This is a genomic window from Variovorax paradoxus, assembly GCF_000834655.1.
In the GTDB taxonomy this organism is placed as follows: domain Bacteria; phylum Pseudomonadota; class Gammaproteobacteria; order Burkholderiales; family Burkholderiaceae_C; genus Variovorax; species Variovorax paradoxus_F.
On the sequence record NZ_JXQQ01000119.1, the window covers coordinates 68,637 to 94,098 of the forward strand.

General features: G+C 67.0%; 24 protein-coding genes. 14 read left to right on the forward strand and 10 right to left on the reverse strand.

What is annotated here, in order from left to right:
• Positions 1-14 precede the first annotated feature (14 nt).
• The 5 genes from RT97_RS29515 to RT97_RS29535 are packed head-to-tail and all read right to left on the reverse strand — an operon-like array spanning position 15 to position 4,487.
• Positions 15-464 carry a GNAT family N-acetyltransferase gene (locus tag RT97_RS29515; protein ID WP_253278340.1) on the reverse strand — a complete coding sequence of 150 codons (450 nt, stop codon included), beginning with the start codon at positions 462-464 and terminating at the stop codon, positions 15-17.
• The gene (locus RT97_RS29520) at positions 461-1,027 is read right to left on the reverse strand and encodes a phosphonate degradation HD-domain oxygenase (protein ID WP_042582423.1); all 567 of its coding nucleotides are present in this window, start codon (positions 1,025-1,027) and stop codon (positions 461-463) included. Before RT97_RS29520 ends, RT97_RS29515 begins: the two co-directional genes overlap by 4 nt.
• Before the next feature lie 11 nt (positions 1,028-1,038).
• The gene (gene phnY, locus RT97_RS29525; protein ID WP_042582424.1) at positions 1,039-2,496 is read right to left on the reverse strand and encodes a phosphonoacetaldehyde dehydrogenase; all 1,458 of its coding nucleotides are present in this window, start codon (positions 2,494-2,496) and stop codon (positions 1,039-1,041) included.
• Between the two features lie 34 nt (positions 2,497-2,530).
• Positions 2,531-3,757, reverse strand: coding sequence for a phosphonoacetate hydrolase (phnA, locus tag RT97_RS29530; RefSeq protein ID WP_042582425.1), 1,227 nt, complete (start codon positions 3,755-3,757; stop codon positions 2,531-2,533).
• Between the two features lies 1 nt (position 3,758).
• Positions 3,759-4,487: a phosphonate utilization associated transcriptional regulator gene (locus RT97_RS29535; RefSeq protein WP_042582426.1), complete on the reverse strand. Its 729-nt coding sequence runs from the start codon at positions 4,485-4,487 to the stop codon at positions 3,759-3,761.
• Between the two features lie 155 nt (positions 4,488-4,642).
• On the opposite strand from RT97_RS29535, the gene RT97_RS29540 reads away from it, so the two are divergent.
• The 4 genes from RT97_RS29540 (at position 4,643) to RT97_RS29555 (ending at position 9,817) form a co-directional block, all read left to right on the forward strand.
• Positions 4,643-5,680, forward strand: coding sequence for a putative 2-aminoethylphosphonate ABC transporter substrate-binding protein (locus tag RT97_RS29540; protein WP_042582427.1), 1,038 nt, complete (start codon positions 4,643-4,645; stop codon positions 5,678-5,680).
• A gap of 75 nt (positions 5,681-5,755) precedes the next feature.
• A complete protein-coding gene (locus tag RT97_RS29545; protein WP_042582428.1) occupies positions 5,756-6,895 on the forward strand; it encodes a putative 2-aminoethylphosphonate ABC transporter ATP-binding protein in 1,140 nt (379 codons plus the stop codon).
• Positions 6,892-8,625 (forward strand): putative 2-aminoethylphosphonate ABC transporter permease subunit, encoded by a 1,734-nt coding sequence (locus RT97_RS29550; protein WP_042582429.1) that lies wholly within the window; start codon positions 6,892-6,894, stop codon positions 8,623-8,625. Before RT97_RS29545 ends, RT97_RS29550 begins: the two co-directional genes overlap by 4 nt.
• A 61-nt stretch (positions 8,626-8,686) precedes the next feature.
• A complete protein-coding gene (locus tag RT97_RS29555; protein ID WP_042582430.1) occupies positions 8,687-9,817 on the forward strand; it encodes a 2-aminoethylphosphonate--pyruvate transaminase in 1,131 nt (376 codons plus the stop codon).
• Between the two features lie 19 nt (positions 9,818-9,836).
• Here the strand turns inward: RT97_RS29555 and RT97_RS29560 are convergent, their stop codons facing one another.
• Entirely contained in the window at positions 9,837-11,138 is a 1,302-nt protein-coding gene (locus tag RT97_RS29560; RefSeq protein WP_042582431.1) for an SUMF1/EgtB/PvdO family nonheme iron enzyme, read from the reverse strand.
• A gap of 175 nt (positions 11,139-11,313) precedes the next feature.
• Between RT97_RS29560 and RT97_RS29565 the strand changes: the two genes are divergently transcribed.
• The 4 genes from RT97_RS29565 (at position 11,314) to RT97_RS29580 (ending at position 15,084) form a co-directional block, all read left to right on the forward strand.
• Positions 11,314-11,853, forward strand: a complete 540-nt coding sequence (locus RT97_RS29565) for a TRAP transporter small permease subunit (protein ID WP_042582565.1) — start codon at positions 11,314-11,316, stop codon at positions 11,851-11,853.
• A 65-nt stretch (positions 11,854-11,918) separates the two neighbouring features.
• The gene (locus RT97_RS29570; RefSeq protein ID WP_042582432.1) at positions 11,919-13,475 is read left to right on the forward strand and encodes a TRAP transporter large permease; all 1,557 of its coding nucleotides are present in this window, start codon (positions 11,919-11,921) and stop codon (positions 13,473-13,475) included.
• The gene (locus RT97_RS29575; protein WP_042582433.1) at positions 13,472-13,960 is read left to right on the forward strand and encodes a hypothetical protein; all 489 of its coding nucleotides are present in this window, start codon (positions 13,472-13,474) and stop codon (positions 13,958-13,960) included. The genes RT97_RS29570 and RT97_RS29575 overlap by 4 nt, the downstream gene beginning before the upstream one ends.
• 56 nt (positions 13,961-14,016) lie before the next feature.
• On the forward strand, positions 14,017-15,084 hold the full coding sequence (locus tag RT97_RS29580; RefSeq protein ID WP_042582566.1) for a hypothetical protein: 1,068 nt from the start codon (positions 14,017-14,019) through the stop codon (positions 15,082-15,084).
• Between the two features lie 63 nt (positions 15,085-15,147).
• On the opposite strand, the gene RT97_RS29585 is transcribed toward RT97_RS29580, so the two are convergent.
• The 4 genes from RT97_RS29585 to xseB form a co-directional block, all read right to left on the reverse strand.
• Complete coding sequence (locus tag RT97_RS29585; protein ID WP_042582434.1) at positions 15,148-16,227, reverse strand: TRAP transporter substrate-binding protein; 1,080 nt, start codon at positions 16,225-16,227, stop codon at positions 15,148-15,150.
• A gap of 113 nt (positions 16,228-16,340) precedes the next feature.
• Entirely contained in the window at positions 16,341-18,197 is a 1,857-nt protein-coding gene (gene dxs, locus RT97_RS29590; RefSeq protein ID WP_042582435.1) for a 1-deoxy-D-xylulose-5-phosphate synthase, read from the reverse strand.
• Between the two features lie 179 nt (positions 18,198-18,376).
• Complete coding sequence (locus RT97_RS29595; protein WP_042582436.1) at positions 18,377-19,291, reverse strand: polyprenyl synthetase family protein; 915 nt, start codon at positions 19,289-19,291, stop codon at positions 18,377-18,379.
• Entirely contained in the window at positions 19,288-19,554 is a 267-nt protein-coding gene (gene xseB / locus RT97_RS29600; RefSeq protein WP_042582437.1) for an exodeoxyribonuclease VII small subunit, read from the reverse strand. The genes RT97_RS29595 and xseB overlap by 4 nt, the downstream gene beginning before the upstream one ends.
• A 180-nt stretch (positions 19,555-19,734) precedes the next feature.
• Here xseB and RT97_RS29605 point away from each other — a divergent pair, with 180 nt between their 5' ends.
• The 6 genes from RT97_RS29605 (at position 19,735) to RT97_RS29630 (ending at position 25,462) form a co-directional block, all read left to right on the forward strand.
• The gene (locus RT97_RS29605; protein WP_042582438.1) at positions 19,735-20,874 is read left to right on the forward strand and encodes an aromatic ring-hydroxylating oxygenase subunit alpha; all 1,140 of its coding nucleotides are present in this window, start codon (positions 19,735-19,737) and stop codon (positions 20,872-20,874) included.
• Between the two features lie 147 nt (positions 20,875-21,021).
• Positions 21,022-21,939, forward strand: a complete 918-nt coding sequence (locus RT97_RS29610) for a DMT family transporter (protein WP_042582567.1) — start codon at positions 21,022-21,024, stop codon at positions 21,937-21,939.
• 29 nt (positions 21,940-21,968) lie between these two features.
• Positions 21,969-22,877: a sulfurtransferase gene (locus RT97_RS29615; protein WP_042582439.1), complete on the forward strand. Its 909-nt coding sequence runs from the start codon at positions 21,969-21,971 to the stop codon at positions 22,875-22,877.
• Positions 22,874-23,452: a DUF2796 domain-containing protein gene (locus tag RT97_RS29620; RefSeq protein WP_042582440.1), complete on the forward strand. Its 579-nt coding sequence runs from the start codon at positions 22,874-22,876 to the stop codon at positions 23,450-23,452. Before RT97_RS29615 ends, RT97_RS29620 begins: the two co-directional genes overlap by 4 nt.
• A gap of 4 nt (positions 23,453-23,456) precedes the next feature.
• Positions 23,457-24,203 carry an ABC transporter ATP-binding protein gene (locus RT97_RS29625; RefSeq protein ID WP_042582441.1) on the forward strand — a complete coding sequence of 249 codons (747 nt, stop codon included), beginning with the start codon at positions 23,457-23,459 and terminating at the stop codon, positions 24,201-24,203.
• Entirely contained in the window at positions 24,200-25,462 is a 1,263-nt protein-coding gene (locus RT97_RS29630) for an ABC transporter permease (protein ID WP_042582442.1), read from the forward strand. Before RT97_RS29625 ends, RT97_RS29630 begins: the two co-directional genes overlap by 4 nt.

A 25,462-nucleotide genomic window follows, 5' to 3' on the forward strand; every position in this document is an offset into this window, starting at 1 on the left:
GGGCTCGCAGGTTTTCAGGGCTTGCGCCGCATGTCGAAGGAAAACTCGGACTCGCGCTCCACGACGAACCCGAAGCGCTCATACAGCGCCTTGGCCGGATTCGCCTTCAGCACGCTGAGCGTGAGGTCGACGCCGGCGCGCGCGGCCTCGTCGATGACTTCGGCCAACAGGCCGGTGCCGATGCCGCCGCCCTGGTGGCCGGGGACCAGCTGGATCTGGATGACCACCCACTCGTGCGGATCGCGCGACACCTTGAGCAGGCCCACCGGCGCGCCTTCGTGCAGCAGGATCTCGGCGCACTCGAAGCGATGCATCAGCCGCGCCATGTGATGCGCGTCGCTGACCTGGCCACCGGAGGCCAGCACGTGGACGTTCATCGTTCGCTGACGCAGGTCGAGCAGGAAGGGGATGTCTTCCGGCGTCGCCTGGCGGCGCTGCATGGCCGATGCTTGCCCTGCGCTCACGGCTGTGCCGTGGCCAAGGGCTTCGCGGCGAGCGCCAGGTGTCGCGCGTAGTGCGCGAGGTCGGGCGTCTTCGCATCGGCCAGCTTGGCGGTGTCGTCCCAACGCCGCAGGCGCACCGCATCCATGGCGTACGGCAGCGCCTCGAAAGCGCTGGCCTGCGCGGAGTCGAACACGCCGCCCTGCAGCTGCAGGCTGCGCTTGGAGTCTGCCGACAGCGCCTCCAGATAGCCCGGCTCGCGCGCGCACAGGAATCGCTTGGCATCCACATGGAGGCGGATCGGCTCCAGCGTGGCCGGCCCGAACAGCGCGCGAAGAAACGGCAGGCAGCGGTACTGGTGCAGGTCGTCCAGGCCCTGCTGCGTCGGCGTGCCGCCGAAGTCGTGCAGCAGGTGCCCCAGGTCGTGCAGCAGCGAGGCCGCGATCAACGCGCTGCCGGCGCCCTCCTGCTCGGCCAGGTGCGCCGACTGCAGGGCGTGCTCGAGTTGCGTGACGGGCTCGCCGTCGTATTGCGCATGGCCCTTCGTCTCGAAGAGGCCGACGATGTCGTCAAGGCTCAGGCTCATGATGCTTGCGATTACCAGGGCAGCGAATAGGTCTTGGTGTTGGTGAAGCTCTTCATCGCCTCGAGCACGCCTTCCTTGTAGCCCAGGCCCGAGTCCTTGATGCCGCCGAAGGGCGTGAGTTCCAGCCGGTAGCCCGGCACTTCGCGCACGTTGACGCTGCCCACGTTCAGCTCGCGGATGAAGCGCGTGATGTAGTCGAGGCGATTGGTGCACACCGCCGACGAGAGGCCGTAGGCCGTGCCGTTGGAGATGCGGATCGCCTCGTCGATGTTCTTGAAGCGGATCACCGGCGACACGGGCCCGAAGGTCTCGTGCTTGGCGACCGTCATTTCCGGGTCGACGTGGTCGAGCACCGTCGGCGAATAGAGCGCACCGCGGCGCTCGTTGCCGTAGCGCAGCTTCGCGCCGGCGGCAATGGCTTCGTTGACCACGGCCTCGAATTGCTTCGCTGCCGCCTCGTCGATCACTGTGCCCATGTCGGTGTCGGGGTCCATCGGGTCGCCGTATTTGAGCGCGCGTGTCTTGGCAACCAGCAGCTCGACGAACTGGTCGGCCACCGACTCGTGCACCAGCATGCGCTTGACTGCCGTGCAGCGCTGGCCCGAGTTCTTGTACGAGCCGTTGGCGGCGAGCGTGGCGGCCTCCTCGACGTCGGCGTCTTCCATCACGATGATCGGGTCGTTGCCCCCGAGCTCCAGGATCTGGCGCTTGTAGACAGCCTTGCCCGCGATGTACTTGCCGATGGGCACACCGCCGGTGAAGGTGACGAGGTCGACGTCGGCGTTGGTGAGCAGCTCGTCGGCGATCTCTTTCGGGTCGCCGGTGAGCACCGACAGCATCTGCGGCGGCAGGCCCGCTTCGTACAGGATGTCGGCCAAGAGGAACGCGGTGAGCGGCGTCTTCTCGCTGGGCTTGAGCACGATGCGGTTGTTGGTCGCAATGGCCGGCGCCACCTTGTGGATCACCTGGTTCAGCGGATGGTTGAACGGCGTGATGGCGGTGATGGCGCCCAGCAGGGGCTCGCGCATCGTGTAGACCTTGCGGCTCTTGCCGTGGTGCGTGAGGTCGCACGAGAACACCTGGCCGTCGTCCACCAGCGCCTGGTTGGCCGCGAACAGCAGCACGTCGGAGGCGCGGCCCACTTCGTACAGCGAATCCTTTCGGGAGAGCCCCGACTCCAGCGTGATGGTGCGCGATATCTCGTCCAGGCGCGAGGCGATGATCTCGCCCGCGCGCATCAGGATCTTGTAGCGCTCGTAGCGGGTGAGCGTGGGCTTGTAGTCGCGTGCGATGCGCAGGGCATTGCGCACGTCGTCCAGCGTGGCCTTGGGCACGGTGGCGATCACTTCGCCGGTGTAGGGATAGGTGACCTCGATCGTGCGGTCGCGGTGGACGCGTTCGCCGGCGATGCGCAGGGCCTCGCGGTGGACGGTGCCTGGCTTCAGGGTGGCTTGGCTCGCTTGGCTCATGGGGATGCTCCGGAAGGCTTTGTCGTGGGTGCCGTTATTGGGCGTGGTTCAGCGCGATGTCCAGCGCATCGAAGTTGCGCAGGCGCCGCCCGGGGGCGATGCCCGTCACCGGGCGATTGCAGATCAGCGGCACGCGCTGCTCGGACACACCGCCGTGCGAGCGCAGCGGCACTTCGAGCGCCGAGAGGTCGTGGCGGCTCGCCGCGGTGCCGATCACCGTGTTGCGCTCGCTCACCACCACGATGTCGCCGATGCGGTCGGGCGGCAGCTCGAAGCGCTGGGCGGCGTCCTTGCGCGAGAGCACGAGTTCCATGCCCGGCACCTGCCTGATGCGCTCGATCCAGCCGGGCGCACTCGCCTCGTCGGGCGCATAGACGGTGGCGAACGAGCCGAGCGCGCCGTGGTGCACCACGTAGGGGTCGGTGATCGGCAGGATCACGCGGGCCGTGCCGGCGCCGTACCAGCCGTCGAGCACGTCCTGCAGGTAGATGACGTTGGGCGAGCCGTCGGCGCCGTGCTTGTCGTTCATGCCGTGGTCGGCGGTGACCACGATGGTGGCGCCCAGCGCATCGAGCTGCGCGAGGTAGCCGTCCATCATTGCGTAGAAGGCGTTGGCCGCGGGGCTGCCCGGCGCGGCCTTGTGCTGCACGTAGTCGGTGGTCGAGAGATACATCAGGTCGGGCCGCTGCCGCTCCATCAGCTTCACGCCCGACGCGAACACGAACTCCGAGAGCTCCGCGCTGTAGACCGAAGGCACCGGCATGCCGACCATGCCGAGCACGTCGTCGATGCCGTTTTCTTCCATCGTCACCTGGTCCGACTTCTCCGACGAGAAGCAGATGCCCTTCATGCGGTGGCCCAGGAGCTTGCGCAGCTTGTCCTTGGCCGTGACCACCGCCACCTTGGCACCCGCATCGGCGAACGCGGCCAGCACGGTGCCGGCGCGCAGGTACTTGGGGTCGTTCATCATCACTTCCTGACCCAGCTCGCGGTCGAAGAAGTAGTTGCCGCAGATGCCGTGTACCGCGGGCGGCACGCCGGTCACGATCGACAGGTTGTTCGGGTTGGTGAACGAGGGCACCACGCAATCGCCCAGCAGGTTGGCGCCCGACTTGATCATCCGATCGAAATACGGGGCGACGCCGGCCGCGATGGCCGCATCCAGGTAGGCCGGCTCGCTGCCGTCCACGCACACGACCACGACGGGGCGTGCCATCCAGCGATAGCTCCTGGCATTGACTTCGAGTGTCTCCGTTGTCATTTCAGACTTCCTTTTGGGGTGGGTTGTTCGATGCGGCGGCCGCGTCCGAATCGGCGCGGCCGAAGGCCTTGTGCATGCGTGCGCGGCTGCCGGCGACGTGCTCGCGCAGTGCGTGACCGGCCGTCTCGGGATTGCCGCTGGCGATGGCTTCGACGATGTGGCTGTGCTCGTCAGCCGAGACCCGGAGACCGCCGCCGCTGTCGAGCGCGCGCATTCTGAAGAGGTGCAGTTCCTTCACGAGGCGCTTGTAGGTCTCGGTGAGCTTCTTGCTGCCGGCCGTGTCGAGCAGGACTTCGTGGAACTGCAGGTTGAGCTGCGCGTATTGCTCCACGTCTTGTGCCTGGGCCGCGGAACGCATGGCATCGACCATGGCGCGCAGCCGCTCGATCGCGTCGGGCGCGATGGCCACCGCCACCCGGCGGCCGATGATTTCTTCGAGTGCCTCGCGCAGCTCATAGATTTCGTCGGCTTCCTCGAAGGCGATTTCCCGCACGAAGACGCCCCGGTTCTTTTCGTTGCGCACGAGGCCGGCCTCCTCGAGTGCGCGCAGTGCCTCGCGGATCGGGCCCCGGCTGGTGTTGAAGCGCTGCGAGAGCTCGCTCTCGTTGATGCGGCTGCCCACGGGGAGCTCGCCGGTCATGATCAAACGCTCGATTTCTTCCTGCATCAGCATCGGCAGTGAGCTGGATTGGAGAAACGCGAGGGCGGCGGAGTGATTGCTGGTGACCATGGGCGTATTTTCCCGAATAATTGAAAACTGTCAACAATCTTTTATTGACAGTCATCAATCATCAATCTACATTGCGTTCACCGACCTTGGCACGCCCATTGCCGGCGCCCGCCACTCACCCCTTCAGTGACAGCAAGCCCTCTCAGGAGAAACAGATGACGATGAAACAAAGCACGCGCCGTCTCACGGCCGCCCTGTGTGTCGCGGCCTTCGGCCTCATTTCCGGTAGTGCATGGGCGCAGAAGACCCCGCTGCTGGTCTACACGGCGCTCGAGACCGATGCCATGAAGCTCTACAAGGACGCCTTCGAGAAGGCCAACCCCGACATCGAAGTGAAGTGGGTGCGCGACTCCACCGGCATCGTCACCGCCAAGCTGCTCGCCGAAAAAGCCAACCCGCAGGCCGACGTGGTGGCCGGCCTGGCCGCCAGCAGCCTCGCGCTCCTGCAGCAGGAAGGCATGCTCCTTCCCTATGAGCCCAAGGGCTTCAAGGAGCTCAACCCCGCCTATTCCGACAGCGCCCGCCCACCCGCGTGGGTCGGCATGGACGTCTGGGCCGCGACCATCTGCTTCAACCGCGTCGAAGCCCAGAAGCTCGGCCTTCCGAAGCCCGAGACCTGGAAGGACCTGGCCAAGCCGGTCTACAAGGGCGCCATCTCGATGCCCCACCCGGCCTCCAGCGGCACGGGCTACCTGGACGTGTCGTCGTGGCTGCAAAACATGGGCGACGCCGAAGGCTGGAAGTACATGGACGCGCTGCACCAGAACATCGCCCAGTACGTGCACTCGGGCTCCAAGCCCTGCAAGCAGGCGGGCGCGGGCGAGTTCCCGATCGGCATCTCGTTCGAGTTCCGCGCGCACCAGGTCAAGAAGTCGGGCGCGCCGGTCGACCTGATCTTTCCGAAGGAGGGCCTGGGCTGGGACATCGAAGCCACCAGCATCATGAAGACGAGCAAGAAGACGGAGCAGGCCAAGCGCTTCGCCGACTGGATGGCCAGCAAGGAGGCCAACCAGATCACCTCCACCTGGTGGGCGGTGGTGGCCTATCCCGGCGTGGCATCGAAGCTCGAGGGCATTCCCGACAACTACGAGAAGCTGCTCGCCAAGAACGACATCAACTGGGCGGCGAAAAATCGCGAACGCATCCTGGCCGAGTGGAGCAAGCGCTACGAAGGCAAGGCCGAACCCAAGTAGGCCTCGCGGCATTCCCGACTTTCAATCCGCGGGTGCCGCCTCGATGGTGATGCCCGCCAACGACGAGTGCGAAAAATGGATATGACCGACACCAAGTTCATTGCCAGCCCGCTGCCCACGAGCGCTCCCGCAGCGCTGGAGATCATCGGCGTGCGCAAGGACTTCGAGACCTTCAGCGCACTGCGCGACGTGCATCTGCGCGTGAACCCGGGCGAGATGCTGTGCTTTCTCGGCCCCTCGGGCTGCGGCAAGACCACGCTCCTGCGGATCATCGCGGGGCTCGAAACGCAGACCGCCGGGCAGATCCTGCAGAACGGCAAGGACGTCTCCTGGCTCTCGCCGGACAAGCGCGACTACGGCATCGTGTTCCAGTCGTATGCGCTCTTTCCCAACCTTTCGATCGCCGAGAACATCGGCTATGGCCTGGTCAACAGCCGCGCCCGACGCGGCGAGATCAAGGCGCGGGTCGAAGAACTCCTGAAGCTCGTCGGCCTGCCGACCTCGGGCAACAAATACCCGAGCCAGCTTTCCGGCGGCCAGCAGCAGCGCGTGGCCCTCGCCCGCGCGCTGGCCACCCGCCCCGGCTTGCTGCTGCTCGACGAGCCGCTCTCGGCGCTCGACGCGCTGGAACGCATCCGCCTGCGCGGCGAGATCCGCCGGCTGCAGAAGCAGGTCGGCATCACGACCATCATGGTCACGCACGACCAGGAAGAGGCGCTGTCGATGGCCGACCGCATCGTGGTCATGAACCACGGCGTGATCGAGCAGGTCGGCACGCCCATGGAGGTGTACGAACAGCCGGCCACCCCTTTCGTCGCGGACTTCGTGGGCAAGGTCAACGTGCTGCGCTCAGTGGCGCTGGGCGACCACCGCTTCCAGGTCGGCGACATGGAACTCGAATGCGACGCCTGCGACGGCGCGTTCGAGCCCGGCGAAGCCGTCAACCTGTACCTGCGCCCTGAAGACCGCGCGGTCGAGCACCTGCATGACGACACGCCCAACCGCTTGCAGGCCAAGGTGACGAAGGTCGAATTCCTCGGGGGCCTGTGCATCGCCGAGGTGACCGCCGATGCGCTGCACGGGCAGGTGCTGGGCCTGCACTTCTCGCTCAACCAGCTGCACGACCTGGACATCCGCGAGGGCAACACCATCGACATCGCGCTGCGCGCCAACCGCATCCGCGCTTTTTCCGCCGCACGCACGCCCAAGCCATGAACACGCTGGCCCATCCTTCCGCCGTCAAGGCCTCATTCGCCGCGCAACCGGCGATGCGCTGGAGCCGCGACGAAACCATCGCGCGCGCCATCCTGTTCGTGGTGATGGCGATGCTGTTCGTGTTCCTCATCGCGCCGCTCGTCACCATCCTCGCGCACGCGGTGCAGGACAAGGACGGCCGCTTCGTGGGCCTCGCGCACTTCATCACCTACTTCCAGACGCCGAGCCTGCTGCGCGCGGCGTGGAACTCGGTCTGGGTCTCGGCAGCGGTGGTGATGATCTCGGTGCCCACGGCCTTCGTCTTCGCCTACGCGCTCACGCGCAGCCGCATGCCGGTCGCGCTGAAGGCGGTGTTCCGGCTCATCGCGCTGATCCCGCTGCTCGCGCCTTCGCTGCTGTCGGCCATCTCGTTCGTGCAGTGGTTCGGCAACCAGGGGGCGCTCAAGTTCCTCCTGGGCGGCATGTCGATCTACGGCGCGCCGGGGATCATCCTGGCCGAGGTCTACAACACCTTTCCGCATGCGCTCATGATCCTGGTCACCTCGCTGTCGCTGGCCGACGGCCGGCTGTACGAGGCGGCCACCGCGCTGCGCACGCGGCCGTTTCGCCAGTTCATGACCATCACGCTGCCCTCGTGCAAGTACGGCCTCATCAGCGCGGCCACGGTGGTCTTCACATACGTGGTGAGCGACTTCGGCGCGCCCAAGGTGATCGGCGGCAACTTCAACGTGCTGTCGGTCGACGTGTTCAAGCAAGTGGTCGGGCAGCACAATTTCTCGATCGGCGCGGTGGTCGGCATGCTCCTGCTGCTGCCATCGATCGTCTCGTTCGTGATCGACTACGTGGTGCGGCGCAAGCTGAAGGCGCAGCTCACCGCACGCTCGGTGCCCTACAGCCCCAAGCGCCGCAAGGTGGCCGACACGCTGCTCACGCTGTTCTGCACGGTGGTGTGCGGCCTGCTGCTGGCCACCATCGGCATGGCGATCTACACCTCGCTCATTTCGCTCTGGCCCTACGACCTCTCGCTCACGCTCAAGCACTACCACTTCGTGCTGGTGGAGAGCGACATGGCCGCGGCCTACGGCAACAGCCTGATCGTGGCGATGGTCACCGCGGTGGCCGGTTCGCTGATCGTCTTCGTCGGCGCCTACCTGATCGAGAAGACGCGCAACCTGGGCCTCATGCGCAAGGGCATGCACCTGATGGCAGTGCTCTCGATGGCGGTGCCTGGCCTGGTGCTCGGGCTGGGCTACGTGATGTTTTTCAACCATCCGGCCAACCCGCTGAACTTCCTGTACCAGACGATGGCGATCCTCGTCATCTCGATGGTGGTGCACTACTACACCTCCAGCCACCTCACGGCGGTGACGGCGCTCAAGCAGATCGACAACGAGTTCGAGGCCGTCTCGGCTTCGCTCAAGGTGCCATTCTTCAAGACCTTCCTGCGCGTGACGGTGCCGGTGTGCCTGCCCGCCATCCTGGACATCGGGCGCTATTTCTTCGTGGTGTCGATGGCGAGCCTGTCGTGCGCCATCTTCCTCTACACGCCAGAGACCATCCTCGCCTCGGTGGCGATCATGCACCTGGACGACGCCGGCGACATCGGCCCCGCCGCGGCGCTCGCGAGCCTGATCGTGGTCACCTCGACGCTCGTGTGCATCGCCTATTCGCTGCTCACGCGGGTGCTGCTCGCACGCACCCAAGCCTGGCGCAACCTCGGCCGCGGCTGACGCAGGCCGGCCCCATACATCCCTTCCCTCGCCCTCATCCCCTTCCCCGCCTGGAGACACCATGAGTCAAGCCCCCCACCCCATCCTGCTCACCCCCGGCCCCCTCACCACCTCGGACCGCACACGCCAGGCGATGCTGCGCGACTGGGGATCGTGGGACGCCGACTTCAACCAGATCACCGCGCGCATCCGCAAGAACGTGCTGGACATCGTGCACGGCACCGGCACGCACGAATGCGTTCCGCTGCAGGGCAGCGGCACCTTCTCGGTGGAGGCGGCCATCGGCACCGTCGTGCCGCGCAACGGCCACGTGCTGGTGCCGAGCAACGGCGCGTACTGCCAGCGCCTGGCCAAGATCTGCAAGGTGCTGGGCCGCAAGCTCACCACCATCGACTACACGGAAGAAAAACAGGTCTCGCCCGCCGACGTCGACCGCGCGCTGGCCGCCGACCCCGGCATCACGCACGTGGCGCTGGTGCATTGCGAAACCGGCGCCGGCGTGCTCAACCCGCTGCACGAGATCGCCGTGGTCGTCGCGAAGCACGGACGCGGGCTGATCATCGATGCCATGAGCTCCTTCGGCGCGCTGGAGATCGACGCGCGCAAGACGCCCTTCGACGCGGTGGTCGCCGCCTCGGGCAAGTGCCTCGAAGGCGTGCCGGGCATGGGCTTCGTCGTCATCAAGCGCAGCACGCTCGAGAAGTGCGAAGGCAACTGCCACTCGCTGAGTATGGACCTGTACGACCAGTGGGTCTACATGGAGAAAACCACGCAGTGGCGCTTCACGCCGCCCACGCACGTGGTCGCCGCGCTCGACACGGCCATCGCGCAATACATCGAGGAAGGCGGCCTGGCCGCGCGCGGCGGGCGCTATGCGCGCAACTGCAAGGCACTCATCGACGGGCTGGCCACGCTCGGCTTCAGGAGCTTTCTCGACCCGGAGATCCAGGCGCCGATCATCGTCACCTTCCACGCGCCCGACGATGCGAACTACGACTTCAAGACCTTCTACCAGGAGGTGAAGAAGCGCGGCTACATCCTCTATCCCGGCAAGCTCACGCAGGTGGAAACCTTCCGCGTCGGCTGCATGGGGCATTTCGGCGATGCGGGGATTCCGGGCGCGGTCGCGGCGATTGCGGACACGCTCAAGGCCATGGACATCCGGCAGGTATCGGCAACCGCCGCAGCCTGAGCGGCGGACGCAGACTGCGCTACAGCGCGCAGGTCCTGAAGCCGAAGAAGCCGTCGTCGCGCCCGGGCAGCGCGAAGCTGCGGCGGCGCGGGGAACGCAGCCGCGCACGCGTGGCGAACGACGCACCGCGCAGCACGCGCGCACGGCCGAAGGCGGCCACCGGATCGAACTCGCCGCCCGCGCTCCACGGGTCGGCCCGGAATCCGGGCCATGGCTGCAGCGTGCCCGCGGTCCACTCGTGCACGTCGGCCCAACGGAACCCGCGCCGCGATGCCGTGTGCGCCGCGATCTCCCACTCGACCTCGGTGGCGATGCGGCGCCCCGCCCAGCGCGCCCAGGCGTCGGCCTCCCACCAGTTCAGGTGCACGGCGCTGTGGTGGCCCGCCGCACGCACGGTGACGCCGAAGCGGTGCTGCAGCACCGAGCCGCCGGTGCCGTTGCGCGCGGCGCCGATCTGCTCCACATGGCGCGGCCCGCGCCGCCCCTCGACCTGCGCGGCCAGCCAGCGCCAGCCGTCGGCGTGCCACAGCTCCTCGCGGTCGTAGCCGCCGTCGTCGACGAATTCGATGTACTGGTTCCAGGTGACGGGCTGCGCATCGATCTCGAACTCGGGCACGTCGACCCGGTGCGCGGCGCGCTCCTGCGCGAAGGCGAATCCGCTCTCGGGCAGGCCCAGTTCCCAGCGCGTGGCGGGCACCAGCAGCGGCTCGCGCGTGACGGCGATGGGCGCCTGCTCGATGCCCAGGGGCAGCCCGAGCGTCTGCGCCATCACCACGAACTGCTCGCCGCGCAGGTCTTCGTGGAACAGCGCGAGGCGGTAGAAGTAGAGGCCCGCGTCGGTCTCGGCGGCGTGCTCGAGCAGCTCGAGCGTGCTCTCCAGCGTTTCGAGGAGGTAGGCCTTGGTCTGGCCGAGATATGGCAAATCGGTCGACCAGCGGCGCCCGGGCGAGCTCTGCGCCGGGTTCCACCAGTCGTCGGCACTCGGCTCGATGGCCGCAAGGCGCGTCGGGCGCACCGGGCAATCGGCACCGAAGGCGCGCTGCGTGTTGCGGCCGATCCACCACTCGGCGAACCAGCCGATGTGCCCGGCCAGCCACACCGGGGGCACCACGCCCTCGTCCTCGGGGACCGGCGGCACCGCGAGGGCCTCGGAGCCCAGCGCCTCCTCGTACAGGGTCAGCAGATGGAGCGTGTGGTTGCGCGCGTCGATCAGGGCCAGCGAGAGCAGGTCGCGGCCAGCGCGGCACATGTCGGGCGAATCGATGGAATGCGGCAGGTTCGCCGCGCCGAAGGGCGCCGAGGGCGACGGACTCGAAGACATGGGCAATTATGGCGACCGGCCGGCCCACCCCGCAGTCCGCCTGCACAGCGCGGCTTTGGGGTAAACCCGGGTTCCAGGCAAAGCAATACGAAGGTTCGCCGGGATACCATTGCGGGCTTTGCGCAGCCCCCACCAGGGGCCGGCGTTTCACCTGGGCTTCGTGGGAGACACCCCCTTGTCTGCATTCCTCAAATTCGCGACCGGCATGGACTGGATCAGCGAAAAACTCGGCAAGTTCGCCGGCTATGCCGTGCTGGCCGCCTCGCTCATTTCCGCGGCCAATGCCATCGTCCGGTACGGCCTGGACTTCAGCAACAACGCCTTCCTCGAGATCCAGTGGTACCTGTTCGCCGCCACGGTGATGCTGGGCGCCCCCGTGGTGCTTCGCTTCAACGAGCATGTGCGCGTGGACATCATCTACGGCAAGCTGAAGGGCTACGGGCCGGTATATGTCGACCTCTTCGGCCTTGTCTTCTTCCTGCTGCCGGTGATGGCGCTCTTCACCTACCTCACCTGGCCGTATTTCTGGAACACCTGGGTCACCGGCGAGATGTCCGGCAACATCGGCGGCCTGGTCCGCTGGCCCGCGGCGCTCCTGATGCCCGTGGGCTTCGGCGCGATGTTCCTGCAGGGCGTCTCGGAAATCATCAAGCGCATCGCCTACCTGCGCGGCCTGATCCAGATGGACACGCACTACGAGAAGCCGGTGCAGTGATGGGCGCCCGTCGCGCTCCTTCACCCCACCCCGCCCCCTCCCGCACGCACCGCAGGTAAGTCGCAATGCACATGGAAAATTTCGCCCCGATCATGTTCGCGGGGCTCGTGGTGATCATGCTGATCGGTTTTCCGGTCGCGTTCTCGCTCTCCGCCCTCGGCCTCCTGTCGGGCTTCGTCGCCATCGAGATGGGCTGGTTCCCCGCCGGCTTCATGGCTAACCTGCCGCTGAACGTGTTCGGCATCCTGTCGAACGAGACGCTGCTGGCCATTCCGTTCTTCACGCTCATGGGCGCCGTGCTGGAGAAGTGCGGCCTGGCCGAGGACATGCTCGACTCCATGGGCCAGCTCTTCGGCCCGATCCGCGGGGGCCTGGGCTACTCGGTGATCATCGTGGGCTTCATCCTGGGCGCCATCACCGGCACGGTGGCTGGCCAGGTCATCGCGATGGCGATGATCTCGCTGCCGATCATGATGCGCTACGGCTACAACATGCGCTACTCGACCGGCGTGCTCGCCGCCTCGGGAACCATCACGCAGCTGGTGCCGCCTTCGCTGGTGCTCATCGTCATGGCCGACCAGCTGGGCACCGACGTGGGCCAGATGTACAAGGGCGCCTGGGGCCCGTCGATCCTGCAGGTGGTGATCTTCGCGATCTACACCTTCCTGGTCTCGCGCATCCGCCCGCACTACGTGCCGGGCCTGCCTGTGAGCGCACGCACGCTGCACGGCTGGGCGCTGTGGGGCAAATGCCTGCGCGGCATCATCCCCTCGGCCATCCTGATCTTCGCGGTGCTCGGCTCGATGGGCGGCCTGCCCTTCATGGACCGCGCCATCGCCACGCCGACGGAAGCCGGCGCCATGGGCGCGGTCGGTGCCTTGATCCTCGCGCTCATCCATCGCCGCCTGAACTGGCAGCTCATGAAGGACGCCATGGAAGGCACGATGCGCCTGACGGCCATGGTGGTGTTCATCCTGATCGGCTCGCGCGTGTTCTCGCTGGTGTTCCAGGGCGTCGATGGCGCCAAGTGGATCGAGCACATGCTCTCGGGCCTGCCGGGCGGCCAGGTCGGCTTCCTGATCGCGGTGAACATCTTCGTGTTCTTCCTGGCGTTCTTCCTCGACTTCTTCGAGATCGCGTTCATCATCCTGCCGCTCCTGGGCCCCGTGGCGCACAAGCTCGGCATCGACATGGTGTGGTTCGGCGTGCTGCTCTGCGTGAACATGCAGACCTCGTTCATGCATCCGCCGTTCGGCTTCGCGCTGTTCTATTTACGGGGCATTGCCGACACCCTCTTCAAGAACGGGGCGTTACCCCGAAAGGTGGAGTCGCGCGACATCTACCTGGGCGCCGTGCCGTGGGTGGCGATGCAGCTCCTGCTGGTGGCCATCGTGATCTTCTTCCCGCAGACCGTCACCGTGTTCCTGGACAAGGAAAAGGTCGTGGACATCGAGAAGGTCAATCTCGACATGCCCGCCGATGCCGAGCCGCCGCCCGCGCCCGACAGCAACGGCGTGAACATGGAAGACCCGTTCGGCAACGAGAAGAAGTCTGAAGAAACGCCTGCGCCCGCACCGTCGCAGGAAACGCCGCCGGCCTCCGGCGACGCCCCCAAGCAGTGACCGGCGAGAGCGAAGGCAACGCCGACCCGCTCGAGAGCGCCGCCTTCCCGCCGCTCTTGCGCACGCTGGCGGTCGTGATCGTGGTGGACCTCTTCGCGTTCGCGCTCTGGAGCCTGCCTTCGCTGCGCACCACCAGCTGGTCGGCCACGAGCCTCTTCGTGTTCGGCGTGGCGGGCCTGTGCGTGGCATGGGTCGGCTACTGGATCGTCTACAGCCGCACGCGCCTGGAAGGCGACGTGCTCACGCAGACCTGGCTCTGGAACAAGCGCGTGCGCGCGGAAGACGTGGCGCAGCTCAAGCTGGTGCACATCCGCATGCTCGAACGCGTGATCGCACCGCGGCTGCTGGTGCGCCGGCGCTTCGGCGGCATCACCTGGTTCCATGCGTACGACCCGCAGGTGCTCGTCGCGTTCGGGCAGCAGGTGGCGCAGCGCGCCATGCCGGCGGCACCGCCGCCACCGGCGCCCGAAGCAAACGCGCGGTAATCCGCAACGTCCGCTGAGTCAGGTTGGCGGTGTTCGAGGCGGCGAAGATATGCCGCATGAGCCGCACGTCCCTTTCCTCCTTCCAACGCGCGCACGCCATCGCGGCCGCGCTGTGCCTGGCAGCGATGGCCACATGCGCCATTGCCGCGCCTGCCGACTGCACGACGTCGGCCGCCCCCGAGTGCTACCGCACCTTCGAGCCGCCGCAAGCCGGCGGCGCCCTGCACTACTACGCATCGCTCGCTCCTGACGCAGCGCCATCGGCCACCGGCCCCACGCAGGCGCTCATCGCCATGCACGGCCATCCGCGCGACGCGAACAAGACCTTCGATGCGGCGCTGCTGGCCGTGCGCAAGGCCGGCGCGCTCGACCGCACCCTGGTCGTCGCGCCCCTCTTCCAGGTCGCGGCCGACAAGGCCGGCAAATGCAGCACCAGCGGCGTGCCGGCGCCGCAAGACGGCGACCTGCTGTGGACCTGCGGCTCCTGGCTCGAAGGCGGCCGCGCTTCCAACGGCAGCGGCATGTCGTCGTTCGCCGCCATGGATTCGGTTGTCGCGGAGCTGGTGCGGCGCTGGCCGAGCCTGCGCACGGTCACCGTCGCGGGCTTCTCGGCCGGCGCGCAGATGGTGCAGCACTACATCGGCTTCGCGGCCGATGCACCTGCCGCATCGGTCTCGCTGCGCTACGTGGTCTCGGACCCGGGCACCTGGCTCTACTTCGATGCGTTTCGGCCGCAGCAAGCCATCGGCTCCGATGGCGGCACCTGCCCCACGGTGAATCGTTGGAAGTACGGCACCGAGGGCTTGCCCGCACACCTTGGCCGCAGCGCCGGCGAGGCCCGCCAGCGCTATGCCGCCGCCGACATCCACTACCTCCAGGGCGAGCTCGATACCGGCGAGGGAAAAGGCACCGCCTACAAGGTGCTCGACAAGTCGTGCGCAGCCGCCGCGCAAGGCCCCTACCGGCTGCAGCGCGGCCTGGCCTACGCGCAGTACGACCGCACGATGCTCGCGCCGGACAAGCGCCGCGAAGTCACCGTGGTCCCCGGCTGCGCGCACGACGTTGCCTGCGTGTTTCCTTCCGAGGCCGCGCGCGCCGCGTTGCTGGGCGCGCCACGCAAATGAAAAAAGCCCCGCCGTTTCGGGCGGGGCTTCTTGTCTGTGGCGAAGCGTTCGTCGCCGCAGCGCTTACAGCTTCTGCTGTTGCATGAAGCGGTCGAACGTGCCTTCGGTGTAGCGGAACCAGGCGTTCTGGTCGGCCAGGAACTTGGACCAGTCGCCGTAGATCTTCTTCCACTCGGGGTTGCTGTTGTTCAGGTCCGAGTAGATCTGCTGGGCCGACTTGAAGGCCGCGTTCATCACGTCCTGCGAGAACGGGCGCAGCTTGGTGCCCGAGCCCACGAGTTGCTTGAGCGCGATCGGGTTCTTGGCGTCGTACTTGGCGGTCATCGTGATGTTGGCGTGCGCGGCAGCCGCTTCGACGATGGCCTTGTAGTCGGCCGACAGGCCTTCCCACGCCTTGGTGTTGATGTAGAAGTCCAGCTCGGGGCCACCTTCCCACCAGCCGGGGTAGTAGTAGAACGGGGCGATCTTGTTGAAGCCCAGCTTCTGGTCGTCGTACGGGCCGACCCACTCCAGGCCGTCCAGCGTGCCCTTTTCGAGCGCCGGGTACAGGTCGGCACCGGGGATCGATTGCGGGATCACGCCGAAGGGTTCGAGCACCTTGCCCGCGAACGGGTTGGTGCGGAACTTCAGGCCCTTCAGGTCGGCGACCGACTTGATTTCCTTGCGGAACCAGCCGCCCATCTGCGCGCCCGTGTTGCCGCCCGGCAGGTTGATGATGTTGTACTTGGCGTAGAACGCGCGCATCAGCTTCAGGCCGTTGCCTTCGTACATCCATGCGTTCTGCTGGCGGGTGTTCATGCCGAAGGGCACTGCGCAACCCAGGCAGAAGGTGGGGTCCTTGCCGTAGAAATAGTAGGGGGCCGTGTGGGCCATTTCGACCGACGCGTTCTGCACGCCGTCGACCACGCCGAAGGCGGGCATCAGCTCGCCGCCTGCATGCACGGAAATCTGGAACTTGCCGCCGGTCATGTCACTGACGCTCTTGGCGAACACCTCGGCGGTGCCGAAGATGGTGTCCAGCGACTTGGGGAAGCTCGACGCCAGGCGCCAGCGAACGGTGGCCTGCGCGTGGACCGCGGGCGCAATGCCGGCGGCCAGAACGCCGGCGATGCCAGCGTTTTTGATGAGGGAACGACGATCCATTGATTCACTCCGGGTTCTTTGAAAAAAACGAAACGCGGCTTGTGACCGCGTTGGGGACTTTTGTATAAGTCTTCTTGATTGTAAAAACCGGCTTACAGGCGTCCGGCGGGGGTTTACCCTGCGACAGCGCCGAAGCGTTGCGTGATCGACGCAGTAATGCCTGCGGCATCGAGTCCGATCGATGCAAGCAGCTTGACCGGATCGCCGTGCTCGATGAAGCGATCGGGCAGGCCCAGTTGCAGCACCGGCTTCTGCACGCCGCCCGCCTGCAATGCCTCGAGCACCGCACTGCCTGCGCCGCCCATGGTGGCGCCCTCTTCGAGCGTGACGATGGCATCGTGCGTGCCCGCCACCTTCAGCAGCAGTTCGACGTCCAGCGGCTTGGCCCAGCGCATGTTGACCACCGTCGCATCGAGCGACTCGGCCGCGGTGAGCGCGGGATACAGCAGCGAGCCGAACGCGAGGATCGCGATGCGCTTGCCTTCGCGGCGCACTTCACCCTTGCCGAACGGCAGCGCGTCGAGCGTGAGGTGCGGCGCAACGCCTGCACCTGCACCGCGCGGATAGCGCACAGCCACCGGATGGTTCTGCTCGTAGGCGCTCGTGAGCAGCTGGCGCAGCTCGCGCTCGTCGGCCGGGCAGGCGATGCTCATGTTGGGAATGCAGCGCAGGAACGGGATGTCGTAGGCGCCCGCGTGCGTGGCGCCATCGGCACCCACGAGGCCCGCGCGATCGAGCGCGAACACCACCGGCAGGTTCTGGATCGCCACGTCGTGGATCAGCTGGTCGTACGCGCGCTGCAGGAAGGTCGAGTAGATCGCGACCACCGGCTTGAGGCCTTCGCATGCGAGGCCTGCCGCGAAGGTCACGGCGTGCTGCTCGGCGATGCCGACGTCGTAGTAGCGATCGGGAAAGCGCTGCTCGAATTCGACGAGCCCCGAGCCTTCGCGCATCGCGGGCGTGATGCCCACGAGCCGGCCGTCGTGCGCCGCCGTGTCGCACAGCCACTGGCCGAAGACCTGCGTAAAGGTCTGCTTGGCCACCGCGGTCGATTTGACGAGCCCCACTTGCGGGTCGAACTTGCCGGGACCGTGATAGGCCACGGGGTCCGCTTCGGCCAGCTTGTAGCCCTGTCCTTTTTTCGTGACCACATGCAGGAACTGCGGACCGTCGAGGTGCTTGAGGTTCTCCAGCGTGGGCACCAGCGAATCGAGGTCGTGGCCGTCGATCGGGCCGACGTAGTTGAAGCCGAACTGCTCGAAAAGCGTGGCAGGCACCACCATGCCCTTGGCGTGCTGCTCGAAACGCTTGGCCAGCTCGAACAGGGGCGGTGCGGCGCGCAGCACGCTCTTGCCCACGTTCTTGGCGGCGGCGTAGAAATTGCCGCTCATCAGCTGCGCGAGGTAGCGGTTGAGTGCGCCCACAGGCGGGCTGATCGACATGTCGTTGTCGTTCAGGATCACCAGCAGCTTGCAGTCGCACACGCCCGCGTTGTTGAGCGCCTCGAAGGCCATGCCCGCCGTCAATGCGCCGTCGCCGATGATGGCCACGGTGTAGCGGTCTTCGCCTTTCTGCTTTGCAGCCATCGCCATGCCGAGTGCGGCCGAGATGCTGGTGGACGAGTGCGCGGTGCCGAAGGTGTCGTACTCGCTCTCGCTGCGCTGCGGAAAGCCCGAGATGCCGCCGATCTGCCTGAGCGTGGGCATGCGCTCGCGCCGGCCGGTGAGGATCTTGTGCGGATAGGTCTGGTGGCCCACGTCCCACACCAGCCGGTCGTGCGGCGTGTTGAACACGTGGTGCAGCGCGACCGTCAACTCGACCGTGCCGAGGTTGGAGCTCAGGTGGCCGCCAGTGCGCGAGACGTTGTCGAGCACGCAGGCGCGCACCTCGTCGGACAGCTGCCGCAGCTGTGCGCGGTCGTACTGGCGGATCGGCGAGGGGTCGTGGAGAGTAGGAAGCAGCGGAGCCATGGGGAGGTATTTTCTTTTCTCAGTTTTCCATCACGTTTCGCGTGACGCGCGACGCATGAAACTGCCGCGATTCAGTCGGGAGACACCGCGGAACCGGCTTTGCCGGGCCGCCGGTGTCGCCCCCTGAAAGGGGGTTGGCGAAGCGACACGAAGTGCGCGAAGACTGGGGGTAAGTCATCCTAGCGGTCGCGGTCGACCACCATGTGGGCGAGAGCGCGCAAAGCGGCGGTGTCGGCCAGGCCACTGCGCGCCAGGGCGGCGAGTGCATCGGCCAGCAGTTGCCGGGCCTGCGCACGCGCGCCATCCAGGCCGAGCAGCGACACGTAGGTGGGCTTGTCGGCCGCAGCATCCTTGCCGGCGGTCTTGCCCAGGGTTTGCGAATCGGCGGTGACGTCGAGGATGTCGTCCACCACCTGGAATGCGAGGCCGATGGCCGCGCCGTAGTCGCACAGCGCCTTCAGCGCGGCGGCGGACACGTTGCCGCAGGCGGCACCCATCTCGACGCTGCCCTGCAGCAGCGCGCCCGTCTTCAGGCGATGCATTTCGCGCAGCTGGGTTTCGTTCAATGCGATGCCGACGCTGGCGAGATCGATCGCCTGGCCGCCCGCCATGCCCTGGCTGCCGGCGGCGCGCGCGAGCAGGCGGCACAGCGTGGCCTGCGTGGCCGCGGGAATCTCGTCGCCCTCGGGCGTCAGCAGCTCGAAGGCCAGCGCCTGGAGCGCATCGCCCGCGAGCAGCGCATCGGCCTCGCCGAACTTCACATGCACCGTGGGCTTGCCGCGGCGCAGCACGTCGTTGTCCATGCAGGGCAGGTCATCGTGCACTAGGGAATAGGCGTGGATCAGTTCGGTGGCGCAGGCCGCGCGCAGCGCAGCGGCTTCATTGCCGCCGACCGCCTCGCTGGCCGCGAGCACCAGGAGCGGCCGCAGCCGCTTGCCGCCGTCGAGCACCGCATAGCGCATCGCATCGCCCAGCAGCACCGGCGCATCGACGCCGACCCAGCGCGACAGCGCCGCTTCGACATTCGCCAGGTGAGGCCCGCTCCAATCGGCGAGCCGGGCCATCGTCCAATCGGTCATCGTGGCCGCGCTCATTCGGCCGTCCAGACCTTGAGGCTGCCCGCGTCGAGCACCTTGATCTGGTCTTCGACCGCCTGCAGCTTGTCGCGGCAAAAGGCGAGCAATGCGGCGCCGCGCTGGTAGCTGCCGAGCAGCTGGTCGAGCGGCAACTGGCCCGATTCGAGTTCTGCAACCAGTTGCTCCAGCTCCTGGAGCCCGGCTTCGTAACTGACGGGCAACGGCCCCGTATCGGGCGCGGCCGCCGGGCTGGGAGAAGAAGGGGAAGGCACCTTGGGCATGCAACGGAACGTGGGTGAAACAGGGCATTTTAGGACGGGGGGCGAAACGGGGCCCCATGGGTACAATGCGAACTCTTCTTGTTGGCAAACCAACACACTTCTCGGGCCGTCGAACCTTCCAGACGGCGCCTTCCGTTATTTCCTTTTTTTCTCCCTGTGGGGAGCTTGGTCAGGTCCTCCATGTCTGATTTAAGTCTTCAACTGCAGCAGGCCGCGAGCCAACTTCCAGTTTCCGCGTATTTCGACGAGGCCCTGTACGCCCGCGAAATGCAGAACCTTTTCTCGCGAGGGCCCCGCTATGTCGGCCATCGCCTCGCCGTGCCCGAAATGGGCAACTTCCACACCCTGCCGCAGGAGCACCAGGGCCGCGCGCTGGTCCACACGCCCAAGGGCGTGGAGCTGATCTCCAACGTGTGCCGCCACCGCCAGGCGCTGATCCTGCAGGGCCGCGGCCAGCTGGACAACCAGGCCGGCGGCAACATCGTCTGCCCGCTGCACCGCTGGACCTACGCCGCGAGCGACCCACGCACCACCGGCACGCTGATCGGCGCCCCGCATTTCGACCAGGACCCGTGCCTGAACCTGCACAACTACCCGCTCACCGAGTGGAACGGGCTCCTGTTCGAAAAGAACGCCGACGGCACGGGCCGCGACGTGGCCGCCGACATGCGGGGCCTGGGTCCGCAGGCCGACCTCGACTTCTCGGGCTACGCGCTCGACCGCGTCGAGCTGCACGAGTGCAACTACAACTGGAAGACCTTCATCGAGGTCTATCTGGAGGACTACCACGTCGGCCCGTTCCACCCGGGCCTCGGGAGCTTCGTCACCTGCGACGACCTGCGCTGGGAGTTCAACCCCAACTATTCGGTGCAGACCGTCGGCGTGGCCAACCGCCTCGGCCGCGCGGGCAGCCCGGTCTACCAGAAGTGGCAGGAGCAGTTGCTCAAGTACCGCGACGGCAAGCCGCCCAAGTACGGCGCCATCTGGCTGACCTACTACCCGCACGTGATGGTCGAGTGGTATCCGCACGTGCTGACCGTCTCGACGCTGCACCCGGTGAGCCCGACCAAGACGCTGAACATGGTCGAGTTCTTCTACCCCGAGGAAATCGTCGCCTTCGAGCGCGAGTTCGTCGAGGCCCAGCAGGCCGCCTACATGGAAACATGCGTGGAAGACGACGAGATCGCCGAGCGCATGGACGCTGGCCGCCGCGCGTTGATGCTGCGCGGCGACAACGAGACCGGCCCGTACCAGAGCCCGATGGAAGACGGCATGCAGCAGTTCCACGAGTGGTACAAGGCCGCGATGCATAGCACCTGAGTCGATGACTGCTGCATCGACGTGTGTTCTGGGAACACCGCGGAACCGGCTTTGCCGGGGCGCTGGTGTTGCCCCCGGTGAGGGGGTTGGAGTAGCGACACGAAGTGCGCGAAGCATGGGGGAGAGTCAATAGTGCAAGCGCTCTGGATGGTGCTCGGCGCCTTTTTGTTCGCCACGATGAGCGTCGTGGTGAAGGTGGCCTCGCAATGGTTCAACAGCGGTGAGATGGTGCTGGGCCGCGGCCTCATCGGCATCGTTTTTCTCTGGCTGCTCGCACGCAACCGCGGCGTCTCGCTCGCCACCAAATACCCCGGCATGCACGCCTGGCGCAGCACCATCGGCGTGATCTCGCTGGGCGCATGGTTCTACGCCATCGCGCACATGCCGCTGGCCACCGCCGTCACGCTCAACTACATGAGCAGCGTGTGGGTCGCGGCCTTCCTCATCGGCGGCGCGCTGCTCGCGTGGGTGCCGGTGCCCGGGCGCGACGGCCGCGTGGCACGCCCGCCGCTGCAGGGCGCACTGGCGATGACGGTGCTCGCGGGGTTCATCGGCGTGGTGCTGATGCTCAAGCCCACGGTCAGCGGCAACGAAGGTTTCGCGGGCATGCTGGGCCTGTTGTCGGGCCTGACGGCCGCCTTCGCCTACATGCAGGTGGTCGCGCTCTCGCGCATCGGCGAACCCGAGCTGCGCACGGTGTTCTATTTCGCGGTCGGCTCGGCCGTGGCCGGCGCCTTCGCGACTGCCGCCACGGGGTTCTCCGGCGGCAGCGCGTGGACCTGGCAGCATGCGCTGTGGCTGCTGCCCATCGGCCTCCTGGCCGCCCTCGGACAGCTCTGCATGACCCGCGCCTACGCCACCGCCAAGACCGAGGCCGGTACGCTCGTGGTGGCCAACCTGCAGTACTCGGGCATCATCTTTGCGGCGTTCTACAGCGTGGTGCTGTTCGACGACCGCATCGACGCCGCGGGCTGGGGCGGCATGGCGCTCATCGTGGTGAGCGGCATCGCGGCCACCGTGCTGCGCCAGCGGGCGGTGCCCAAGGCGCCGGCCGAAGAACACTGAACAAGCATCTCACCGAAGGAGAACACGCCATGTACACCACCCTCATCAGCGTCGAACAACTCCAGCAACTGCAGAACAGCGAGACGCCCCACATGGTGTTCGACTGCAGCTTCGACCTCATGAAACCCGAGGCCGGCCCGCAGCTCTATGCCGCCGCGCACATTCCAGGCGCGCTGTATGCCAACCTCGACACCGACCTGAGCGCCAGGCATGGCGTGCCCGGCGCCCATGGCGACGTGGTGGTCGCGCAGGAAGACGGCGTTCCCGCCTCCGGTGGGCGCCACCCGCTGCCCAGCCGCGAGAAGTTCGCGGCGTGGCTCTCGGGCATCGGTTTCTCCAACGACATGCAGGCGGTGGTGTACGACCGCAACGGCGCCAACTATTGCGGGCGCCTCTGGTGGATGCTCAAGTGGATGGGCCACGACGCGGTCGCCGTGCTCGACGGCGGCCTGCAGGCCTGGCAAGCGGCTGGCGGCGAGGTGACCGACCGCGAGGAGCCCGCGCGATTTCAGTCGAATTTCGTACAGGGCGAGCCGCTTGCAAAGCTTGTGACTACCGACACCGTGTTGCATCGGCTCGGCCAACCTGACCAGCAGCTGATCGACGCACGCGCCGGTGCACGATATCGCGGCGAGGTGGAACCTCTGGACCCGATTGCCGGTCACATCCCCGGGGCCCTGAACCGGCCCTTCGCCGACAACCTCGGCCCCGACGGCAAGTTCAAGCCGGCATCGCAATTGCGTGCCGAGTTCGAAGCGCTGCTCGGGGGCCGCGATGCGGCGACGGTCGTCCACCAATGCGGCAGCGGCGTGAGCGCGGTGCCCAACCTGCTTGCGATGCAGATCGCCGGGCTCGGGACGACCGCGCTCTATGCCGGCAGCTGGAGCGAGTGGAGCAACACGCCGGGGCTGCCGACCCGGCAAGGCGCAGAACCATGAAACACATCCGACTCCGACGCATCTCCGGTCTCGCCATCGCTGCAGCGCTGTTCGCTGCAGCCCCTTTCCTCTCCGCGCAAGCCCAGCAGCAGCACGCCCACGTGCACGGCCAGATGAAGCTGGACGTGGCCATCGACGGCCCCACCGTGGTGATCGACATGGAATCGCCGCTCGACAACATCGTCGGCTTCGAACGCGCCCCGAAGACCGATGCCGAGAAGGCCACCGTCGAAGCCGCCGTCGCGCAGCTGCGCGCGGCCGACAAGCTCTTCGCCATCGACCCCGCGGCCAACTGCAAGCTCGGCCCGGTCGACCTGCGCTCCGGTGCCCTCGGTCTGGGCAACCCCGACCCGAGCGAACCCGTGGGCCATGCGGACCTGGACGCCACCTTCTCCTTCAACTGCACCAACGCGGCGGCCGCGAAGTTCATCGACCTGAACCTTTTCAGTGTGTTCAAGGGCCTGCGGCAGATCGATTCGCAGATCGCCTCGGCGCAAGGCCAGTTCAAGCGGCAGATCAAGCGTCCCGCCGGCGCACAGGCGGCCCAGCCCGCACGCCTTGGCTGGGGCAAGTAGCACTGTGAGCGCCGCTTCGCAGGCCGACCCGACGCCGCTGCGCGTCGTGCTCGCAGCCGAGTCACTCCGCTTCGCATGGCCCGGCGTGAAGACGCCCTGCATCGACATCGAGGCCTTCCGCATCACCGCCGGCGAATCGGTGTTCCTGCACGGCCCGAGCGGCTGCGGCAAGAGCACGCTGCTGTCGCTGCTGGCCGGCGTGCTGGTGGCCGACGAAGGCCGCGTCATGCTGCTGGGGCACGACTGGTCGCAGCTCTCGGCCGCGGCGCGCGACCGCTGCCGCGTGGCCCACGTGGGCTACATCTTCCAGCAGTTCAACCTGCTGCCCTACCTGAGCGTGCTCGACAACGTGCTGCTGCCCTGCCGCTTCTCGGCCCGGCGCGAGGCGCAGGCCGCGCGCAATGGCAGCTCGCGTGAGGAAGCCGAGCACCTGCTCGACCAGATGGGCCTGGACCGCAACCTCTGGAAGCGCCAAGCGCTGCAGCTCTCGGTGGGCCAGCAGCAGCGCGTGGCCGCCGCGCGCGCGCTCATCGGCCAGCCGGAGGTGGTGATCGCCGACGAGCCCACCTCGGCGCTCGACGAAGACCGGCGCGAAGCCTTTCTCGACGTGCTGCTGACGGCCTGCGCCGTGAACCGCAGCGCGCTCGTGTTCGTGAGCCACGACCAACGCATCGCGCAGCGCTTTGCGCGGCATGTGCTCTTGCCCGAGATCAACCGCGCCGCATTGACGGCCATGGCGGTGGACGCATGAAGGCGCTCTTTTCGATCGCATGGCGCAGCGCGTGGAACCGCCGCTTCACGCTCGCGCTCACGGTGTTCTCGATCGCGCTCTCGACCTTCCTTTTGCTCGGCGTCGAACGCATCCGCACCGAACTGCGCGAGAACTTCGCTTCGTCGGTCTCGGGCACCGACCTCATCGTCGGCGCGCGCACCGGGTCCACGCAGCTCCTGCTGTACTCGGTGTTCCGCATCGGCGCGGCCACCAACAACATCTCGTGGAAGAGCGTTCAGGCGCTGGCCGCGCACCAGGGCGTCGACTGGGTCGTGCCGCTGTCGCTGGGCGATTCGCACCGCGGCTTCGCGGTGCTGGCCACCTCGCCCGAGTACTTCACCCACTTCCACTACGGCGACCGCCAGTCGCTGAAGCTGCGCGAGGGCAAGCCCTTCAGCGAACTCTTCGATGCGGTGGTGGGCGCCGAGGTGGCCGACAAGCTCGGCTACCACGTGGGCCAGAAGATCACGCTCGCGCACGGCAGCGGCGAGCTAAACGTGGCCGAGCATGCCGACAAGCCCTTCACCGTGGTCGGCGTGCTCGCGCGCACCGGCACGCCGGTGGACCGCACGGTGCACATCGGCCTTGCGGCAATGGAGGCCATCCACCTCGAATGGGTGGGCGGGGCGCCGATGCCGGGTGTGAAGATTCCCGCCGAGCAGGTGCGCAAGTTCGACCTCACGCCCAAGAACGTGACGGCCGCGCTCGTGGGCCTGAAGAACCGCGCCGCAGTGTTCGGCGTGCAGCGCTGGATTTCCACCTACAACGGCGAGCCGCTGATGGCCATCCTCCCCGGCGTGGCGCTCGACGAACTGTGGAGCGTGATCGGCATCGGCGAGAACGCGCTCTTGCTGATGTCGGCGCTGGTTGCGCTGGTGAGCCTCGCGGGCCTGGTCTCGGTGGTGATGGCGGGCCTGAACGAACGGCGCCGCGAACTGGCCGTGCTGCGCGCCGTGGGCGCGGGCCTGCGCCACGTGCTGGCGCTGCTCGCGCTCGAAGGCGCGATGGTCACCGTGCTGGGCGTGGCCTTCGGCGTGGTGATGGCGGTGCTGGGCATCGCCCTCCTGTCGCCGTGGCTGCAGTCGCAGTTCGGGCTGACACTGAGCCTCTCGGAACCTACACTCAACGAATGGCTGCTGATGGCGAGCCTGCTGGTGGCAGGTTGGCTGGCAAGCCTCTTGCCGGGCATCCGTGCCTACAGACTGTCCCTCGCAGACGGCCTCTCACCGAGGATTTGA

Bases quoted from the DNA above. Each gene is read 5' to 3' on its own strand.
- RT97_RS29520 (WP_042582423.1), bottom strand. From the start codon at position 1,027: ATGAGCCTGAGCCTTGACGACATCGTCGGCCTCTTCGAGACGAAGGGC.
- phnY (WP_042582424.1), bottom strand. From the start codon at position 2,496: ATGAGCCAAGCGAGCCAAGCCACCCTGAAGCCAGGCACCGTCCACCGC.
- phnA (WP_042582425.1), bottom strand. From the start codon at position 3,757: ATGACAACGGAGACACTCGAAGTCAATGCCAGGAGCTATCGCTGGATG.
- RT97_RS29535 (WP_042582426.1), bottom strand. From the start codon at position 4,487: ATGGTCACCAGCAATCACTCCGCCGCCCTCGCGTTTCTCCAATCCAGC.
- RT97_RS29540 (WP_042582427.1), top strand. From the start codon at position 4,643: ATGACGATGAAACAAAGCACGCGCCGTCTCACGGCCGCCCTGTGTGTC.
- RT97_RS29545 (WP_042582428.1), top strand. From the start codon at position 5,756: ATGGATATGACCGACACCAAGTTCATTGCCAGCCCGCTGCCCACGAGC.
- RT97_RS29550 (WP_042582429.1), top strand. From the start codon at position 6,892: ATGAACACGCTGGCCCATCCTTCCGCCGTCAAGGCCTCATTCGCCGCG.
- RT97_RS29555 (WP_042582430.1), top strand. From the start codon at position 8,687: ATGAGTCAAGCCCCCCACCCCATCCTGCTCACCCCCGGCCCCCTCACC.
- RT97_RS29560 (WP_042582431.1), bottom strand. From the start codon at position 11,138: ATGTCTTCGAGTCCGTCGCCCTCGGCGCCCTTCGGCGCGGCGAACCTG.
- RT97_RS29570 (WP_042582432.1), top strand. From the start codon at position 11,919: ATGCACATGGAAAATTTCGCCCCGATCATGTTCGCGGGGCTCGTGGTG.
- RT97_RS29580 (WP_042582566.1), top strand. From the start codon at position 14,017: ATGAGCCGCACGTCCCTTTCCTCCTTCCAACGCGCGCACGCCATCGCG.
- RT97_RS29585 (WP_042582434.1), bottom strand. From the start codon at position 16,227: ATGGATCGTCGTTCCCTCATCAAAAACGCTGGCATCGCCGGCGTTCTG.
- dxs (WP_042582435.1), bottom strand. From the start codon at position 18,197: ATGGCTCCGCTGCTTCCTACTCTCCACGACCCCTCGCCGATCCGCCAG.
- RT97_RS29595 (WP_042582436.1), bottom strand. From the start codon at position 19,291: ATGAGCGCGGCCACGATGACCGATTGGACGATGGCCCGGCTCGCCGAT.
- xseB (WP_042582437.1), bottom strand. From the start codon at position 19,554: ATGCCCAAGGTGCCTTCCCCTTCTTCTCCCAGCCCGGCGGCCGCGCCC.
- RT97_RS29605 (WP_042582438.1), top strand. From the start codon at position 19,735: ATGTCTGATTTAAGTCTTCAACTGCAGCAGGCCGCGAGCCAACTTCCA.
- RT97_RS29610 (WP_042582567.1), top strand. From the start codon at position 21,022: ATGGTGCTCGGCGCCTTTTTGTTCGCCACGATGAGCGTCGTGGTGAAG.
- RT97_RS29615 (WP_042582439.1), top strand. From the start codon at position 21,969: ATGTACACCACCCTCATCAGCGTCGAACAACTCCAGCAACTGCAGAAC.
- RT97_RS29620 (WP_042582440.1), top strand. From the start codon at position 22,874: ATGAAACACATCCGACTCCGACGCATCTCCGGTCTCGCCATCGCTGCA.
- RT97_RS29630 (WP_042582442.1), top strand. From the start codon at position 24,200: ATGAAGGCGCTCTTTTCGATCGCATGGCGCAGCGCGTGGAACCGCCGC.